The 15,736-nt window shown below is 73.4% G+C and carries 14 protein-coding genes; 10 read left to right on the top strand and 4 right to left on the bottom strand.

Translation table 11 applies throughout. From position 1 onward, the window contains the following. Window positions 1–143: 143 nt before the first annotated feature. The 8 genes from ABZS77_RS11890 (at window position 144) to ABZS77_RS11855 (ending at window position 9,381) form a co-directional block, all read left to right on the top strand. Window positions 144–770, top strand: coding sequence for a YdeI/OmpD-associated family protein (locus ABZS77_RS11890; RefSeq protein ID WP_354821135.1), 627 nt, complete (start codon window positions 144–146; stop codon window positions 768–770). A 31-nt stretch (window positions 771–801) separates the two neighbouring features. Further along, window positions 802–1,281: a DUF2975 domain-containing protein gene (locus ABZS77_RS11885; RefSeq protein WP_354821132.1), complete on the top strand. Its 480-nt coding sequence runs from the start codon at window positions 802–804 to the stop codon at window positions 1,279–1,281. Next, window positions 1,281–1,496 (top strand): helix-turn-helix transcriptional regulator, encoded by a 216-nt coding sequence (locus ABZS77_RS11880; protein WP_030336216.1) that lies wholly within the window; start codon window positions 1,281–1,283, stop codon window positions 1,494–1,496. Before ABZS77_RS11885 ends, ABZS77_RS11880 begins: the two co-directional genes overlap by 1 nt. Continuing rightward, a complete protein-coding gene (locus tag ABZS77_RS11875; RefSeq protein ID WP_354821129.1) occupies window positions 1,493–1,648 on the top strand; it encodes a hypothetical protein in 156 nt (51 codons plus the stop codon). The genes ABZS77_RS11880 and ABZS77_RS11875 overlap by 4 nt, the downstream gene beginning before the upstream one ends. Window positions 1,649–1,756: 108 nt before the next feature. Next, on the top strand, window positions 1,757–4,942 hold the full coding sequence (locus ABZS77_RS11870) for an ABC transporter permease (protein ID WP_354821126.1): 3,186 nt from the start codon (window positions 1,757–1,759) through the stop codon (window positions 4,940–4,942). After that, on the top strand, window positions 4,939–7,647 hold the full coding sequence (locus tag ABZS77_RS11865; protein ID WP_354821123.1) for an FtsX-like permease family protein: 2,709 nt from the start codon (window positions 4,939–4,941) through the stop codon (window positions 7,645–7,647). Before ABZS77_RS11870 ends, ABZS77_RS11865 begins: the two co-directional genes overlap by 4 nt. 1 nt (window position 7,648) lies before the next feature. After that, on the top strand, window positions 7,649–8,644 hold the full coding sequence (locus ABZS77_RS11860; protein WP_354821120.1) for an ABC transporter ATP-binding protein: 996 nt from the start codon (window positions 7,649–7,651) through the stop codon (window positions 8,642–8,644). 11 nt (window positions 8,645–8,655) lie between these two features. Next, window positions 8,656–9,381 carry an ABC transporter ATP-binding protein gene (locus ABZS77_RS11855; protein WP_354821318.1) on the top strand — a complete coding sequence of 242 codons (726 nt, stop codon included), beginning with the start codon at window positions 8,656–8,658 and terminating at the stop codon, window positions 9,379–9,381. Between the two features lie 42 nt (window positions 9,382–9,423). Here ABZS77_RS11855 and ABZS77_RS11850 read toward each other — a convergent pair whose 3' ends face one another. Beyond that, window positions 9,424–10,572, bottom strand: a complete 1,149-nt coding sequence (locus tag ABZS77_RS11850; RefSeq protein WP_354821117.1) for a helix-turn-helix domain-containing protein — start codon at window positions 10,570–10,572, stop codon at window positions 9,424–9,426. Window positions 10,573–10,743: 171 nt separating this feature from the next. Here ABZS77_RS11850 and ABZS77_RS11845 point away from each other — a divergent pair, with 171 nt between their 5' ends. Further along, window positions 10,744–12,021: a YncE family protein gene (locus ABZS77_RS11845; protein WP_354821114.1), complete on the top strand. Its 1,278-nt coding sequence runs from the start codon at window positions 10,744–10,746 to the stop codon at window positions 12,019–12,021. Between the two features lie 34 nt (window positions 12,022–12,055). On the opposite strand, the gene ABZS77_RS11840 is transcribed toward ABZS77_RS11845, so the two are convergent. Next, window positions 12,056–12,508, bottom strand: a complete 453-nt coding sequence (locus tag ABZS77_RS11840) for a GNAT family N-acetyltransferase (protein WP_354821111.1) — start codon at window positions 12,506–12,508, stop codon at window positions 12,056–12,058. 73 nt (window positions 12,509–12,581) lie between these two features. On the opposite strand from ABZS77_RS11840, the gene ABZS77_RS11835 reads away from it, so the two are divergent. Continuing rightward, window positions 12,582–13,094 carry a potassium channel family protein gene (locus ABZS77_RS11835; RefSeq protein ID WP_354821108.1) on the top strand — a complete coding sequence of 171 codons (513 nt, stop codon included), beginning with the start codon at window positions 12,582–12,584 and terminating at the stop codon, window positions 13,092–13,094. Here ABZS77_RS11835 and ABZS77_RS11830 read toward each other — a convergent pair. Then, on the bottom strand, window positions 13,021–14,538 hold the full coding sequence (locus ABZS77_RS11830) for an alpha/beta hydrolase (protein ID WP_354821315.1): 1,518 nt from the start codon (window positions 14,536–14,538) through the stop codon (window positions 13,021–13,023). The genes ABZS77_RS11835 and ABZS77_RS11830 overlap by 74 nt on opposite strands. A gap of 62 nt (window positions 14,539–14,600) precedes the next feature. After that, entirely contained in the window at window positions 14,601–15,707 is a 1,107-nt protein-coding gene (locus ABZS77_RS11825) for an ATP-dependent DNA ligase (protein ID WP_354821105.1), read from the bottom strand. Window positions 15,708–15,736: the final 29 nt, after the last annotated feature.

Raw genomic sequence — 15,736 nt, 5'->3', positions numbered from 1 at the left:
GGGCACCGACAGTCGATGTCGGACGCGGATCGGAGGCCGGGGCGGGGACGTGGGAGCGGGGAGGGGCCGAGGGTCGGGGCGAAGGCCGGGCCACGGTCGGCCGGTCGGGGCGTTCTGTCGGGGTGCGCGGTTAACCTGCCGGCATGGGCAGCGCGGAGCTGGATGAGTTGATCGTCGCGGACGCCGAGGCGTTGCGCGCGTGGTTGTCGGCCAACCACAGCACGTCGCCCGGCGTGTGGCTCGCCCTGACCCGCAAGGGCGGCACGGTCACCACGCTGACCTGGCAGCAGGCGGTCGACGAGGGCCTGTGCTTCGGCTGGATCGACGGGCAGGCCCGCAAACGCGATCTGGAGAGTTCCTGGATCCGGTTCACCCCTCGCCGGTCCCGTAGTTCCTGGTCTCAGCGCAACGTCGAGCACGTGGCCCGGCTGGAGGCGCAGGGGCTGATGCAGCCCTCCGGTCGCGCCGCGGTGGAAGCCGCGAAGGCGGACGGGCGCTGGGCGGCGGCCTACGCCCCGCCGTCCGAGGCCGAGGTGCCTGACGACCTGCTCGCCGCCATCGCCGCCGAACCGGCCGCCCAGGCCATGTTCGACGTGCTCACCAGCACCAACCGGTTCGCCCTCATCCACCGCCTCAACGCCGTGAAGCGGGCGCAGACCCGCGAGCGGAAGATCGTCGAGTTCGTCGCCATGCTGGCCCGCCACGAGACGATCTACCCGCAGAAGGCCGCGCCGGCAGAGGCCGCGCCGACACCCGACGGTACCGATTGACTTTCGATAGCTAACGAGCGAAACTCGATGCATGGTGACAGAGCATCGAGCGGTTGCCGCTCTCCGAATCTTCCTCGTGGTGCTGTTCGGGGTCCTGGTCATGTTCCAGACCCTCTCGCTGCCCGGGCAGTTCGCACACATGGCCCAGGAGTCGCCGCAGGACGCGTACCTCCGCTGGCCGGCCACCGCCGTCACGGTGTTCTGGGTGCTCTGCGTCCAGGTGGTGATCGTGGCGACCTGGCAGCTGCTCAACCTGGTCAAGAACGACCGGATCTTCACCGAGGCGTCCCTGAAGTGGGTGGACGCGATCGTCTGGGCCATCGCCGCCGCGTGGGTGGTGCTCGTGGGTGTCTTCCTCTACGTCGGCTTCAACGCCGACGACCCGGGGCTGCCGGTGCTGCTGTTCCTGCTCACCGTGGGCGTCACCGTGCTCGGGCTCCTCATGGTGGTGATGCGCGCGCTGCTGCGGCAGGCCACCACGCTGCGCACCGACATGGAAGCGGTGATCTGATGCCCATCGTCGTCCGCATCGACGTCGAACTGGCCAAGCGCAAGATGAGCGTCGGGGAGTTCGCCGAGCGCGTCGGGCTCACCCCGGCCAACGTCGCGGTCCTGAAGAACGGGCGCGCCAAGGCGGTGCGGTTCAGCACCCTGGAGGCCATGTGCCGGGTGCTCGACTGCCAACCTGGCGACCTGCTCGAATGGGTCGAGGAGGAGACCCCGTGAGGTACGTCGTGGCCATCCTCGCCGTCGCCCTCGGTGTCGTCGCCGTCGTGTACGGCGGAGCCGACGACTCACCCGGCCTTCAGCTCATCGGCGCCGTGCTCGTCGTGGGCGCCGTGGCGTTCGCCGTACGGTCGGCGCGACGCGAGAGATGACCACGCCGCCCACCCCCGGAGTAACGATCATGTAACGGGCGCGAACCTTTCCCTGTAGATGGCCTGTCTTGAAGGTCGTCGGCCCGCCAGGGCCAGGGGAGGCGTCGGATGAAGCTGGTGTGGAGGCGGGCCCGCGAGGCGAGAGGGCTGCTGGTTGCCGCGGTGATCGCCGCGCTGGTCGCCGTCGCGTTGGTCACCGGTCTGTCCGACTACAACCGACGGGCGGTGGACGCCGGACAACGGGCGCTGGTCACCGCCGCGCCGGCCGAGGAACGCGGTCTGCTGGTCAGCGGGTCCGCCGGACGCGATACCGCCGAGTTCGCCACCCGGGACAGGGCGGTCCGCGACGAGTTCACCGACGGCCTCGCCGGGGTGCCGGTCACGGTCGCCGTCGCCAGGTACGGCACCGGCCGGGAGCTGACCGGGGACCTCGGGCCGGCCCTACGACCGGACGACGATCCGATCTTCGCGAACCTGGCCACCCTCGACGACCTGGCCGGAAACGCCGAGCTGACCAGCGGAGCGTGGCCCAGCCCGGGCGCGAACCCGGTCCAGGTGAGCCTTCCGGAACGCGTCGCCGGCGCGCTGGGCCTGAGCGTCGGCGAACGGATCCCACTGCGCGACCGCGCCACCGAGCGGGCCAGCCAACTGGTGCTCGCCGGCACCTGGCGGCCCCGCGACCCGAGCGACGCGTACTGGCTGCTCGCCCCCGGTGTGGGCACGGGCAGCGTCGGCTCCGCCACGTCGTACGGGCCGTTCACGCTCGACCCGGCGGACTTCGAGGCCACCTTCCCCGGCGCGGTGTCGGCGTCCTGGCTCGCCGAACCGGCTCTCGGCGACGTCGACACCGCTGACCTGCCAGCCGTTCGCAAGGCACTCGCCGCGGCCGGCACAGCCGTGCCGGAGGCCGCCCAACTGGGTTCCTCCGCGCAGACCGCGACCAAGATGGAAGGGCTGCTGGACCGGATCGCCCGCGCCGATCTGGTGGGCCGCTCCTCGCTGGCCACCCCGCTGCTGCTCATCCTGGTGCTCGGCGGGTACGCGCTGGTGCTGGTCGCCGCGCTGCTGCACGAGGACCGCCGCCCGCAGACCGCGCTGCTGCGCGCCCGGGGCGCCGCCCGCCGGCAGTTGGCCGGTCTCGCCGCCCGCGAGGCCACCCTCGTGGTCGCCCCGGCCGCCCTGCTCGGGCCGCTGATCGCCGTGGAGGCGCTGCGGTTCGTCCGGCCCGGCGGGTCGGCGGAACTCTCCGCCGCGGGCGGGAACACCGTCCTGGTCTGGGCGGCGGCCCTGACCACCGCGATCGGTTGCCTGGTGGCAATGGTCGCGCCGACGCTGCGCGGGGCCGGCACGTACGTGGCCGACATGGCCGCACGGTCCCGCCCGAACCGGTCGGCGAGTGTCCAGCGGGCCAGCGTCGACCTGGTACTCGTGGCGCTCGCCGTGCTCGCCTGGGTGCAGCTGCGCCGGTACGCCTCACCGCTGGCCGGGTCGAACGGCCGGCTCGGGCTCGACCCGCTGCTCATCGCCGCCCCCACCCTCGGTGTGCTGGCCGGCGCGGTGCTGGCACTGCGGGTGCTCCCGCCGCTCACCCGGTTCGCCGAACGGTTCGTCGACCGACGTCCCTGGACGGCCACCATGTTCGGCATGTGGCAGGCCGGTCGGCGTCCGCACGCCGGGCCGGTGCTGCTGCTCGCCCTCGCGGTCGGCGGCAGCACCCTGGCCTGGTCGCTGATCAGCACGGGGGAGCGCTCACAGGTCGAGCAGGCCGGCCACACGGTCGGAGCCGACCTGCGGGTGACCGAGCGGGCCGGAGCCGCCCCGCTGACCCGGGCCGGTGAACTCGCCGCGCTGCCGGGCGTACGCCGGGCGCTGCCCGCATGGCGTGACGAGGTGCGGGTCGGCCGCGAGGACCTGCCCGTGACGGTCGTCGGCGTCGACCCGGCCAGCGCGGCAGGCGTCGTCCGACTCGCCGACCGGCTCAACGACGACTCCACGTCCGAGCAGTACCGGCGGATGACGAGCGCCCGCGGCGCGCCAGCGGGCGTCGAGCTGCCCGCCGGCACCCGGGCCGTGACCGGGACCGTGCGCACACCCGTCGACGGCGCCGTCCGGCCGCACCGGATCGCGGTGGCGCTGCTGCTGACGAGCGCGGACGGACTCGCGTTCCGGCTACCGGCCGTCGACGCCCCCAGCGACGGCAGTGCTGCGCGGTTCACCGTGCAACTGCCCGACGTGGGTGCCACCCGGCTCCGGCTCTCCGGCTTCGAGGCCGACGGCGGCGTCGCCGCCGGCGACTCCTACGGCCTCCGGGTGGACGGGCTCCAACTGATGGCCGCGGACGGCACCACCCAGCCGGCCGAGTTGACCGGCGCGTGGGCGGCGACCGCCGTCGGCGGGTCACCGAAGCCGGCCCGCTCGACCGCCACCGGTGTCGCCGCCGACAACCCGGTGGAGCTGATCGTCGGCGGCCAGTACGCGTACCAGCCGCCCACCCGCTTCGCCATCGTGCCCGCCGGGGGCGACACGCCCGTCGCGGTGCTGATGACCCCCGGCGTACGCGACGCGCTGAGCATGGGCGTCGGCGACACCGTCGACCTGACGCTCTCCGGGGCGACGCTGCGGGTCCGCCTCGTCGGCGAGGTGGACGCCGTACCCACCACCACGGGCGAGGGCGTCCTGCTCGACCTGCCCGCCGCCGCCGACGAACTGCTGCGCACCGGCGGCACGATGCGCGCCATCCCGGAATGGTGGGTCGGAACCGACGACGCGTCGGCAGCCGCCCGGGCCGCCGCCGAACTGCCCGGCGTGACAGTGCTCGACCGGCAGAAGACGATCGAGGCGGCCGCCGACGATCCGTACTGGCGTGGTTCGCGTACCGGAATGCTCGCCGCCGCCCTCGGCGCGGTGCTGCTCGCCCTCGTCGGCCTCATGGTGGACGTGTGGGCGACCGCCCGCCGCCGGCTCGGCGAGTTCGCGGTGCTGCACACCCTCGGCGCCACACCTCGGCTGCTGGCCCGGGCGCTGCTTGCCGAACAGACGTTCCTCGCCGGGATCGGCGTGGCCGTGGGACTGCTTCTCGGCGCCGCGGTCGGGGCCACCATGGCCCCGCTCGTCATCCTCACCCCGGCCGCCGGCCGACCGGTCCCCGCGCCGACGTTCGCGTTGCCGTGGTTGCCGATCGGCCTGACCGCGGTCGGTCTGCTGCTGGCGGCGCTCGCCTTCAGCGCGTTCATCGCCGCCGGCATCCGACAGCGGGTGGCGGCGGTGCAGCTGCGAATCGGGGGAGAACGATGAGCGTCGGCGCTGCCGTCCGGCGGGTCCGGGCGTACGGCGGGCAGTTCCTGCTCCTGGCGGTGCTGACCCTGGTGGTCACGCTGCTCATCAGCGGGGTGCCCCGGCTCGTCAACCGGCTCGCCGAGCAGGGGCTGCGCGCCCAGCTCACCAGCGAGCCGGCCGCCCGCCGGGACATCACCTACATCTCCACCGTGGCGCCCGCCACGTCGACGAAGACGGCGACGGGCGGAGCCCGGGAGCAGTTCGACATGCTGGCCGGGAAGATGCCCGCACCGGTCCGCTCGTCGGTCACCGAGCGGTGGCACCGGGTGGACCTCGCGCCGGTCCGCGTCAAGGGACCGGACCTCGCGGCGCGCAAGCTGCTCGTCGACCTGGGCCTGCGGGCCATGCCGGGCATCCAGGACGCCGGCACCCTCGTCGAGGGCGCCTGGCCCAGCGAGACGTACGTTCCCAGCCGGCCCGTCGAGGTGGCGCTGGACGCGGACGTGGCCGCGAAGCTCAACCTGCGCGCCGGCAGTCGACTGCTGATGGGCGACACCGATCCCAAGGGCAACCTGCTCGATCCCGTCCCGGTGCTGGTGTCCGGGTTGTTCCGCCCCGTCGACCGCGCCAACGGGGCATGGGACGGACTGCCCTCGATGCTGCGGATCACCGAACCACTCGGCGACGGCGAACCACTGGTCGTCGTCGGTGTGGTGGCCCAGTCGGCGCTGAACAAGCGGGCCGTGGACGGTTGGCCGGTGCAGTCCGAGTGGCGGTACCGGTTGGGCACCGATCGGATCGACGCACGCCACCTGGACCAGATGATCGACGGCCTGCAGCAGATGCAGCGCGCCGTCCCGCCGGGTCTGGCGCTGACCGTGGGCGTCGACGTCCCGTTGCGCGCGTTCGCCGCCCAGGTGAACGCCGCCCGAACCCTGCTGGCGGTGATCGGGGCGGGTGTGCTGGCGACCCTGGCCGGGCTGATCGTGCTCGCGGCCATCCTCGCCATTCGACGGCGCCGCTCGGAGTTCGCGTTGCTGCGGGCGCGCGGTGGCGCGGCCACCGCCGGGGCCCGGCGCAGCCTGGCCGAGTCGCTGCTGGTGGTGCCGGTCGCCGCCGTACTCGGCTGGTTCCTCGGCACCCTCTTCCCGGGCACCCCCGACCCGACCGCCCCGTACGCCGCGACGGTGGCGGTGCTCGTCACCCTGGCGCTGCCCCTGGCGACACTTGCCGTACCTGCCGGCGGGGCGGCCCGGCGTGACCTGGTGCGGGTGCGCCCGTCGGCACGCCGGATCACCGTCGAGGTCTCCCTGCTGGTGCTCGCCGTTCTCGCCGCGGTGCTGCTGCGCCGACGCGGCCTCACCCTCGGCGAGGTGGACCCGCTGCTGGTGTCGGTGCCGGTGCTCCTCGCGATCGCCGCGGCGGTGCTCGCGCTGCGCGCGTACCCCTGGCCGTTGTTGCTGGTCAGCCGCCTGGCGGCGCGGACGCGCGGCAGTGTGGCCTTCCTCGGCACGGCGCGGGCCGGCCGGTCGACGGTCGCCGCGCCGCTGGTCGTGGTGGTGCTGGCGATCGGCACGGCGGCGTTCTGCGCGGTCGTCGCCGCCGGTGTCGACGCGAGTCGGGACCGGGCCGCCGAGCGGCTCGTTCCCGCCGACGCGGTGATCCGGGGCGAACGGTTCGCCCCGGACACCGTCGACGCGCTGGGTGGCCTGCCCGGGGTCCGGGCCGTCACGCGGGTGCTCAGCGAAGCGGATCAGCGGCTGGCCACCGACGAACTCGGCACCGACGCGCGGATCGGGCAGACGAACGTGCTGCTGGTCGACGGTCCGGGCCTGGGCATGGTGAGTCGGGAGTCCGGTGTGGACCTCGCGGTGCCGGACGCGTTGCGCTCCGCGCAGCCGGCGTCGGGGCCGCTGCCGGCGATCGTCTCCCCGGCGGTCGCCGCGGACCTGGCCAAGGCCGGGCTGGACGGCTCGGCATTCGTCTCCGTGCAGGGCGAACGGTACGAGTTCCGGGTGGCCGGCACCCAGGAGGCCTTTCCGCTGCTGGCGGGGAACAGCGGCCGGTTCGTGATCCTGCCCTGGCAGGCGTTGCCGTCGCGGGTCACCACGCCCGTGCCGACCAGCCTGCTGGTCGCCGGGGACCGGCTGGACACCGAGGCGCTGCGCCTGGCCGGTGACGAGGGCCAGATGCGGTACCAGACCGCCGGGGCGGTGACCGGTAAGGAACGCCCCATCGGTGTCGCGGTCGACACCCGGGAGCAGGTACGACGGGACCTCGGCACCGGCGGCGCGAACGGTGTCCTGGCCTTCGGTTTCGTGGCCGGCGCCACCGGCGGCACCGTGCTCGGGTTGCTGGCCATCGCGTTCACCGTCCTGGCCGGCGCGCGGGCCCGGGGGCAGGTGCTGTCCCGGCTGCGCACCCTCGGGCTGTCCCGCCGGCAGTGGCGCGGGCTGCTACTTGTCGAGTTGGCCCCGCTGGTCGGGGTGTCGGTGCTGACCGGCGCGCTCGTCGGCGCGGCGCTTCCGTTGCTGCTCAACCCGGTGCTCGGCCTGTCCGCGTTCACCAGTGGCACACCGGTCCGGGTGGCTTTCGAGCCCGGTCTGGTCGCCGCGGTGTTCGCGCTCGGGGCGGTCGCCCTCGGCTTCGCGGTCGCCGTCGAGGCCCTGAACAACCGCCGGCTGCGCCTCGGTGAGGTGCTCCGGCTCGGAGAGGAGAGCTGAGATGACCGCTACCGCCCAGAATGCCGTGGTACCCGACCTGACCGCCCTGCAACACCGGGCCGCGCAACGCGCCGCCGAGCGAGCCGGCGGGCAGGACCGGCTGCGCGGACACATCGTCTGCGACGGCCTGGTGCGCATCTTCAAGACCGAGGGGGTGGAGGTGGTCGCCCTGCAGGGGCTCGACCTGGTCATCGACCGGGGGGAGCTGGTGGCGATCGTCGGCGCCTCCGGTTCGGGCAAGTCGACGCTGCTCAACATCCTGTCCGGCCTGGACACGCCGACCGCCGGCATCGCCCGGGTGGCCGACTACGACCTGCTCTCGCTGTCCGCCAAGCGGCGGCTTAGCTACCGGCGGGAGCTGGTCGGGTTCGTCTGGCAGCAGACCGGCCGCAACCTGCTGCCGTACCTCAGCGCCCTGGAGAACGTCGAGCTGCCGATGCAGCTCGCCGGCAAGCGCGGCGGTCGGTCCCGCCGGCAGCGGGCCCGCGAACTGCTCGACCTGGTCGGCGTGGGCTACTGCGCGGACCGGCGGCCCGGGCAGCTCAGCGGCGGTGAGCAGCAGCGGGTCGCGGTGGCCGTGGCGGTGGCGAACGACCCGGAGGTGCTCTTCGCCGACGAGCCGACAGGCGAACTGGACGAGGCGACCGGCGCGGACGTCTTCGCGGCGCTGCGCACCATCAACGCCGAGCTGGGCGTGACGATCGTCGTCGTCACGCACGACCAGGCCGTGGCCACGCAGGTCCGCCGGACCGTCGCGATCCGCGACGGTCGGACCGCCTCGGAGGTACGCCGGACCGCGCGCGTCGGCGCGGACGGCAACACCGAACTGGTCAGCGAGGAGTACGCGGTGCTCGACCGCAACGGTCGGATGCAGCTACCGGCCGCGTTCGTCGACGCGTTGTCGCTCAAGGAACGGGTCCGGCTCGATCTGGAGCCCGACCATGTGCAGGTACGGCCCGGCGACCGGGCTTCGGAGGAACGGGAGGCACGGGCGTGAGCCGTCGGGACATGGTGGTGACCGGAGCGGCCGGGTACGGCGCTGGATCCACGACCTCACCGGTCGAGGTGGTGCGGGTCAGCGGTGTCAGCCGGAGCTTCGGGCGGGGCGAGCACGCGGTGCACGCGGTACGGGACGTCTCGTTCAGCGCCGAGCGTGGTGAACTCGTCGCCATCCGGGGCCGCTCCGGGGCGGGCAAGACCACACTGCTGAACATCATCGGCGGTCTCGACCGGCCGGACAGTGGTCAGGTGGTGGTGGCCGGGCACGACGTCACCGCGGCGGGGGAGGCCGAGCTGCTGCGGCTGCGCCGGGGCACCGTCGGGTTCGTGTTCCAGACCTTCGGGCTGGTGCCGATCCTGTCCGCCGCCGAGAACGTGGGTGTGCCGTTGCGGCTGGCGCAGGTGCCGGCCGCCGAGCGGGAACAGCGGGTGGCGGTGCTGCTGGAGCTGGTCGGACTGGGTGGGCACGCGGCGCAGCGGCCGTACGAGTTGTCCGGCGGGCAGCAGCAACGCGTGGCGGTCGCCCGGGCGCTCGCCAACGAACCGGACCTGCTCATCGCCGACGAACCCACCGGCCAGCTCGACTCGGAGACCGGACGCTCCATCATGGACCTGCTGCGCGCGGTGGTGCACGCCCGTGGCATGACGGCCCTGGTGGCGACGCACGACCCGGCCCTGATCGACCTCGCCGACCGGGTGCTCGTGCTGCGCGACGGTCGCCTGGTCGACGTCTGACGGGGCCCGATCGCCGCCCCGCCCACGCCGGTGCGCACCCTCTCAGCAGCCGTCCAGCCAGCTCCGCAGAGCCCACCACCAGTGGATGATCTCCGGCACCGTGGACCGTGCCCCCTCGTCGACCGGCGGCCCGCCGGTCACCTCCCGGAGCCGGCGCAACCGGTAGCGGACCGTGTTCGGGTGCACGTGCAGGGCGGCGGCGGTCTGGTCCAGCCGCTGGCCGTGGTCGAGCCAGGCGAGCGCCGTGGTGGCCAGCTCCCGGTGGAACTCGTCGGCCGGGTCCAGCGCGCCGAGCAGCGCGCCCCGCAGCAGCTCGGCCAGGGCCGGCTGGGCGGCCAGCGCCGTCTCCCCGGCCAGGTCGGTCACCCGGCGCAGACCGCGCAGCCGCCGCCGCGCCGCGGTCCGCAGCGCCGCCAGGCAGAGCGGGTACATCGCCGGGGCCCGCTCCAGCGGTTGCGCAGGCGCCACCAGCACCAGCAGGTCGACCGGCACGGTGCCCGGACACCGCGGCAGCAGGCCGGCCAACCGGTCCTCGACGGTGCCGAGCAGGCCGCCGTGCCGGATGAGCTGCCGGTGCAGGGCGTGCGTCCGCGCCGGGTCGGGCTCGGTGCCGACCAGACAGTGGTAGCGCCCGTCCGGCCGCAGGCCGAACCGGGTCAGCTCGGCAGGTGACGTGCCGGTGGGTCCGTCGAGCAGGAGCAGGCGCAGCAGGCGTGCCCGGGCCGCCGCGCCGGTACCGATGAGCTCCCGCTCGGCGGCCCGGTGTCCGGCCACCACCGCCCGCTCCACCGCCGCGGCGTACCGGCCGATGGTGAGCAGCCCCTCCAGCAGCACCTCGTCGGCGATGCCGGCCGCCCGCCCGTGTCGGACCACGAGTTCGACCGCCCGGTCCCGGCCGGCCTGCACGCCGCCCAGCAGGCCGGCGACGGAGATGCCCTGCGCCGCCCGGTCGGCGCCGAGTCGGCGGGCCTCGGTGAAGTCCCGCCCGGCGGGGTCCTCGTGGCGTTCCAGCGCGCCGAGGCCACTGGTGAGCAGCAGGACCACCTGCCGGCGGACCTCGCCGGCGGGGAGGCGGGCCACCTCCGGGGAGTCCGCGCGGGCGGCCCGCGCCACCTCGTCCACGACTGCCGCGTCGGCGGCCAGGTCGCGCAGCAGCCCGCCGAACGTGGGGGCCTTTCCGGTCCGGGTCATCGGCGCCCGCCGCCTCCCGTTGTCGCCGCGGCACAACCGGACCGGTCGCGCGTTGGCACCCGGTCCCTAGTCGTGGCGACCGGCCGGTTGCTCTCCTGGTTGTTACCGCAAGGTAACACCGATCGAGGCACCGAGAAACATCAATGTCCTGCCTGCTGTCAGGAGGCGTCCATGACCCCCGTGCCACCCCACCCGTCCCGCTCCCGCCGCCGCCGCCGCGCCGGCCTCGCCGTGCTGGCCGCGCTCGCGCTCGTCGCGCCCACCCCGCTGGTGTCGGCGCCCAGGCCGGCGGCCGCCGCAGTCGCCCTCCAGGAGGTGATGTTCGTCGGCAACAACTGGGACGGCACCGCCGACGTCATCCGGTCCCGCGGCGACTACGCGAAGCTCGGCCGGATCAACGTGATCCCGGACCGTGCCGCGCGACTGCGCGAGATCTACCTCAACCCGATCAAGCTGGCGTTCTTCCTCGGCATCCGGCAGGGGCCGGGGGAGGGGCACGACCAGTTGATCGACGACATGTACACCACCCCGGACCGCGCCGCGCTTGTGGTGTCTCGGCCCAGCTTCGCCGACGTGGTCTCGGTCGACCTGGCCACCGGTGCGATCCGCTGGCGGTTCCCGGTCTCCGGCTACCGCGCCGACCACATGGCCATCTCGCCCGACGGCACCCGGGTCGCGGTCTCCGCGTCCACCTCGAACACCGTGCACGTGCTGGACATCCGCACCGGAACGCAGCTCGGCTCGTTCGGCACCGGCGACAAGCCGCACGAGAACATCTTCACAGCCGACGGTCGACTGTGGAACTCGTCCATCGGCGAGGTCAACACCGACCTGGACGCGCCCTGGCTCGACTTCACCAAGGGAGACCGCAAGATCACGATTGCGGACGCCAGCACGTACCAGGTGGTCAAGGTGATCGACATGCGTGACCGCCTGGACGCCGCAGGCCGGCGTGACCTCTCCGACGCCGTGCGCCCGGCCGTGTTCACCCCGGACGGCGGCAAGCTCTACTTCCAGGTGTCCTTCTTCAACGGCCTGATCGAGTACGACGTGGCCACCGACCGGATCACCCGGGTAGCCACGCTGCCGAAGAACCCCGCCACCAGCGAGGACCGCACCACCTGGGTCAACGACTCTCGGCACCACGGCCTGTCGATCAGCCCGGACGGCACCCGGCTCTGCGTCGCCGGCACCATGGACGACTACACCACCGTCATGGACCGGGCCACCCTGAACCCGGGCCCGCTCGTGCCGGCCAGCAAGCCGTACTGGGCCACGGTCAGCGGGGACGGCCGGGACTGCGTGATCTCCGAATCCGGCGCGGACCAGGTCACCGCGATCAACTTCGCCACCGGGCAGAAGGTGACAAGCGTCCCGGTCGGCGACCACCCGCAGCGGGTCCGCGTCGGGCACCTGCCGGTCGGCTGGACGGCGCCAGCCGCAGGCTGACCGACGACCACATCCCCGGGCTGGGGGCAGGGCGTCAGAGTGCCAACTTCATGCCCTCGTGGCTGGCCACGAAGCCGAGGCCGATGTAGAAGCGGTGCGCGTCCGCGCGGGTCTTGTCGGTGGTGAGCTGCACCAGGGCGCAGCCGCGCTGCCGGGCCTGGTCGATCGCCCAGGTCATCAGCTCCCGGCCCAACCCCTGCCCGCGCCGGTCGGAGCGGACCCGGACCGACTCGATCAGCGACCGCTCGGCACCGTGCCGGCCGAGCCCGGGGATGTAGGTGATCTGGAGGCAGCCGACCAGCTCGGCGTCCTGCTCGGCCACGATCAGCTGGTTGCGCGGGTCCGCGCTGATGTCCGCGAACGCCCTCTCGTAGGCCTCGTCCACCTCGGTGAAGTCGCGGGCCTTGCCCAGGACGTCGTCGGCGAGCAGGGCGATGACGGCGGGCAGGTCGGCCCGGACCGCCTCCCGGAAGGTCATGTCGGTCATGCCGATGAGCGTGGCACAGCGACGCCGACTGATGGGTCGGCGGCGGTTGCCGCCACGGGGCAGCATGGGCGGCATGGAAGCCTTGCTGCTGCCGTTTCGGTGGATCTACCGGGCGTTGGTGTGGTTCGCGAACTCGCCCCGCACGCTGATCACCTCGTACCTGCTGATGATCGTGGTGGCCGGGGTCATCTACGGGGAGGTCGAGCAGCGCAGCCCGGCGGACGCCGTCTGGTGGGCGGTGGTCACCGCCTCGACCGTCGGGTACGGCGACATCTCGCCGACGACCTGGGCGGGTCGTACGCTCGCCGCGCTGCTCATCTCCACCATGGTGCTGCTGGTCATCCCGCTGATCACCGCGCACTTCGCGAGCCGGCTCATCGTCGACGACGACGCGTTCGTGCACGAGGAGCAGGAGCAGCTCAAGAACGACGTGCGCCGGATGCGTGCGCTGCTGGAGGAGTTGGCCGCCCGGCAGGGGATCGAGGTGCCACCGCTGCCGCCGACCCAGTCGGTCAGCGGGCCGGGCAGCGCAGGCCCTCGCGGGGGACGGTCAGGTCGATCAGGTACGCGTCGACCGCGTCGGTGACGCAGGACGTCTGCGGATAGGCGGTGTGCCCCTCACCCTCCCAGGTGAGCACCCGGCCGACTCCCAACATGGAGGCGAGCCGCGGAGTCTGCTCGTACGGCGTCGCCGGGTCGCCGGTGGTGCCGACCACCACGATCGGCGACGCGCCGTTCGCCTTCCCCGTCGGGTACGGGTCACGCCCGCCCGGCCACTCCACGCAGCTCAGCATGCCGACCGCGAGCGCCGGCCCGAACAGCGGAAACTTCGCGCGCCACTGGGACTGCAACTGGCGGATCTGCTCCCTGCTCGGCTTCTCCGTCTCGTCCGCGCAGTTGACGGCCAGGTTGGCGTCGAACAGGTTCGAGTAGTGCCCGTCGCTCTCCCGCCCGGCGTACGAGTCGGCGAGCCGGAACACGTCCTTCGGGTCACCCTCGGCCAGCCGGTCGATCGCCCGGGCCAGCTCCTGCCACCCGGACTCCGTGTACAGCGAGGAGATGACCGCGTAGAACACCCACCCGGCGGTGGCCTCCCGCCCGTCGTCGCCGCGTACCGGTGACACCTTGGCCTTGTCGATGGCCGACGTGACTGCGGCGCGCGCGTCGGGGGCGATCGGGCAGCGCCCGGCGTTCGCCGTGCACCAGCGGGCGAAGTTGTCGAAGGCCCGTTCGAAGCCACGGGCCTGGCTCTCCGACCCGGCCACCAGCCGCTGCTGCGGATCGACCGCGCCGTCGAGCACCAGCGCGCGCACCCGCTGCGGGTACAGCTGCGCGTAGATGGCACCGAGCAGGGTGCCGTACGAGTAGCCCAGGTAGGTCAACTTGTCGTCACCGACGGCGGCGCGTACCGCGTCCATGTCGCGGGCGGCCTGCTCGCTGCCGTACAGCGGCAACTGGTCGCCGTACCGGTCGCCGCAGCCACGCCCGATCCGCTGGCTCAGCCCGACGAAACCGTCGAACGCCGACTGGCTCGCCGGATCCGGGTCGTAGCCGAAGCTGGCGTCCAGGTCGGTGTCGGAGATGCACTTGACCGGGCTGGAGCGGGCCACCCCGCGCGGGTCGAAGCCGACGATGTCGAAGCGTTCGGTGACCGAGGGCGGCAACCCGCCGAACTGGGTGCCGAAGGACAGGTAGACGGCGGTGTCGACGCCTGACGCGCCGGGGCCGCCCGGGTTGATGACGAGCGAGCCGATCCGGTCGCGCTGCTTCGTCGAGCGGGCGCGCAGCAGGGCTATCTCGAAGGTCTGCCCGGCACCCGGGCCGGCCGTCGCGCCGCCACCGGTGCCCCAGTCGCGGGGAACCGCGATCCTGGTGCACTCGTACCGCATGTCCGGTGCGCCGCGCCCGACCAGCTCGTCGGCGACCTCCGGGCAGGCCCGCCAGGTCGGTGTGCTGCCCGTCGGCGCGGCCGCGCCCTCCACCTCGGTGCGCGGCGCGAACGCCGGCAGGGTGCAGCCGGCGGTGAGCAGCGCCGCGACGCCGAAGGCGACGAGGGTACGCCGGACGCGCCGCGCCCGGTCGGCGGCGCGGGTCACGGGGTGGCCCGATCGACGGTGGCCGCCGGATCGCCGCGCAGCACCTGGTCCACGTCGAAGCGGACCGGACGGTCGAGCTGGTCGTAGCGGCAGGAACGGGGATCGCGGTCCGGCCGCCACCGGACGAACTGCGCGGTGTGCCGGAACCGCTCACCCTCCATGGCGTCGTAACCCACCTCGAGCACCAGCTCCGGGCGCAGCGGCTCCCACTCCAGGTTCTTCGTGCCGGTCCACCGGCTCACCCCACCCGGGATGCGTTGGCCGCGCTCGTGGTCGCCGTGCACCCACGGGTGCTCACCGCCGGTGTCCCGGTAGGGGGCCAACTCGTCGAGCAGCTCGGCCCGGCGGGCCATGCTGAACGACGCGCTCACCCCCACGTGGTGCAGCACCCCCGCGTCGTCGTAGATGCCGAGCAGCAGCGAGCCGACCACCGGACCGGACTTGTGCCAGCGGAAACCCGCCACCACCACGTCGGCGGTGCGGGAGTGCTTGACCTTGAACATCAGCCGCTTGCCCGGCTCGTACGGCAGGTCGGCCGGCTTGACGATCAACCCGTCCAGCCCGGCGCCCTCGAAGACGTCGAACCAGCGGCGGGCCGTATCGGGATCGGTGGTGACCTGCGTGACGTGCACGGGCGGTCGCACCCCGGCCAGCGCCTCGACCAACCGCTCCCGGCGGCGGGGATAGGGCTGGTCGAGCAGCGCCTCGTCACCGATGGCCAGCAGATCGAACGCGACGAAGTCGGCGGGCGTGGACTCGGCCAGCAGCTTGACCCGGGACGCGGCCGGGTGGATGCGCTGGCCGAGCAGCTCGAAGTCGAGCCGCGGCTGGCCACCCGGGCCGTCCCGGCGGATCACGATCAGCTCACCGTCGACGGCGCACCGCTCGGGCAACTGCCGCAGCGCCTGCTCGACCACCTCGGGGAAGTAGCGGGTCATCGACTTGCCGCCCCGACTGGCCAACTCGACCTCGTCGCCGTCGCGGAACACGATGCACCGGAACCCGTCCCACTTGGGCTCGTAGGTCACCCCGGGGGTGGTGGGCAGCTTGGCGACGCTCTTGGCCAGCATCGGCTCGACCGGAGGGTTGATCGGCAGGTCCACGGCGACCAGTCAATCAGACGGCACCGACA

The organism is Micromonospora sp. NPDC005298 (genome assembly GCF_040607375.1).
Lineage (GTDB): Bacteria > Actinomycetota > Actinomycetes > Mycobacteriales > Micromonosporaceae > Micromonospora.
Note: the sequence above shows the minus strand (reverse complement) of the source record. Positions and strands in the feature narration are given on the sequence as shown.